This window comes from Secundilactobacillus angelensis, from assembly GCF_012641075.1.
GTDB lineage: Bacteria > Bacillota > Bacilli > Lactobacillales > Lactobacillaceae > Secundilactobacillus > Secundilactobacillus angelensis.
The window spans coordinates 1-1800 of record NZ_JAAXLJ010000046.1; the positions used below are offsets into that span (position 1 = coordinate 1).

Here is a 1800-nt window from a genome sequence, read left to right on the forward strand (position 1 = left end):
GAGCTAGCGCACCACGTTGAAAACGTGATAAAGTAGAAGTACCCAAAGTAATCACTCCTTATAGCTGGTTGGAATTAACTACTACCATTGTAAGAGATTACTCTGGGCGTTTTTACTTTCGTTCGAATTAATTATAGAATTTGCCACAAACAAAATTAATTGTGATATTATGAGCATGTAGCATATATTGATTGTTTTAACATCGATTTTATGTGTTGAGGAGGCTTTTTATGAAAAAACGAAAAATAACAGTTTTAAGCAGTTTTTGCTTGTTCGTAATAGGAATCAGCCTCATGTTTTTACTTCCAAGTACAGTGCTCGCAAAGTCAGAAGGAAAAGTGGTGAATGTAAAATTAACCACCGCATTAAAATTGCTCAAACAAAAGAAAAGAAAGATAACGTATGTCCTCTATGCTTCTAGATACTGCATTCATTGTCAAAAAATGAAAAAGATTTACCGACAAGCTATTGCTAAGCATCCTAACAAGGAAATCTTTAAAGTCGATTTAGCTAACGAACCTAATTCTAGCTATAAAAAATTAAAGGGACTGCATGTAAATGCTATACCAACTTTAATAAAATACAATGGCACCCATGAGGTTACACGTTTAGTTGGAGAATCCAAAATTTCAGTAGTAGACAAGTTCTTACAATAAGGGTTCCTTAAAAATTAGAGGAGTTGTTGATTATGAGTAAGGCAAAACATTTTTAAAAAATATTTATCGGACTACTAATGTGCTCAGTTACTGTATTACTTGGCTCGTTCTTATTCCCAATTAATGGTTCGGCTAAAACTAGAGTTGGATCTTATTACCATAATTTAAATACAGAGCTTAAATATTCAAACTTGAGTGCAAAGGTTTCGTCTTTGAGCTCAAGCAATGCACAGCAAGATGTTTCTAATTTAAATAAAAGTGAGAAAATAAATAACTATTTAAATAATATAAAAAAACGTGGTTATACCAATGACCAAGACGCAGTCACACCATATAATTATCGTGCAACATCCTCAGTAGATCCTTCTATATCAACGGATGTTGTTTATAATGTTTACAAAAATAATGACAAAAATACTACAATATTAACTCAAACGGTTGTTGATAAGAGCAATAATAAGGTTGTAAGCTTCTCTGCTGAGCAAGGTACTACTAAGAGCACATCACCAAAAACCGAATTTTCCGCCTCAAACAATGAACTGAATCAAATTAATATTCTGGCGAAAAAAAAGACAAAGCATTTTAAATTTCATGGCAAAGAATTTTCATGCGGTATGGCTGGTGTGTTAGCTTGTGGTTCCTATTGTGCAGTTTGGGCTGCCGTAAATGGCATCGCAGGTTTAGCTTGCGCTGTCGTGTGTGGCGCTGCATCAGAAGGTGCATGTGCAATGAATCATTAATAAGAGGCAATTTTTATGAAAAAATATGAGAAAAATTTACTCTTTTACACGACTAAAAGTTTACCCATTTCGGGAATAATTGTTTCTGCAGGTGCTCTATTATATTTTGTTATTTATCAAAATAACTATACATGCGCAGCTGTTTTATATTCATTTATTCCGTTAATTGGCACTGTTCTAATTGCATTACCTTTCTGGATCCTTGTATATCGAATTAAGAAAGGTAATTCTCATTGATAAATAAAACCTATCTAAAGGGCAAATTCTATAATTAATCCGAACAAAAATAAAAAAAGGCCCAAAGCAATCTCTTACAATGGTAGTAGTTAATTCCAACCAGCTATAAGGAGTGATTACTTTGGGTACTTCTACTTTATCACGTTTTCAACGTGGTGCGCTAGCTC

Annotated in this window: 2 protein-coding genes; both read left to right on the forward strand. The window is 33.5% G+C overall.

The features are described 5' to 3' along the window. Positions 1-230: 230 nt before the first annotated feature. The gene (locus HC026_RS12240; protein ID WP_034529862.1) at positions 231-656 is read left to right on the forward strand and encodes a thioredoxin family protein; all 426 of its coding nucleotides are present in this window, start codon (positions 231-233) and stop codon (positions 654-656) included. Positions 657-733: 77 nt separating this feature from the next. Continuing rightward, positions 734-1396, forward strand: coding sequence for a putative immunity/bacteriocin fusion bifunctional protein (locus HC026_RS12245; RefSeq protein ID WP_168926190.1), 663 nt, complete (start codon positions 734-736; stop codon positions 1394-1396). The last annotated feature ends 404 nt before the right edge of the window (positions 1397-1800 follow it).

Excerpts from the sequence above, each read along its gene's own strand:
- HC026_RS12240 (WP_034529862.1), top strand. The coding sequence starts at position 231 with ATGAAAAAACGAAAAATAACAGTTTTAAGCAGTTTTTGCTTGTTCGTA.
- HC026_RS12245 (WP_168926190.1), top strand. The coding sequence starts at position 734 with ATGTGCTCAGTTACTGTATTACTTGGCTCGTTCTTATTCCCAATTAAT.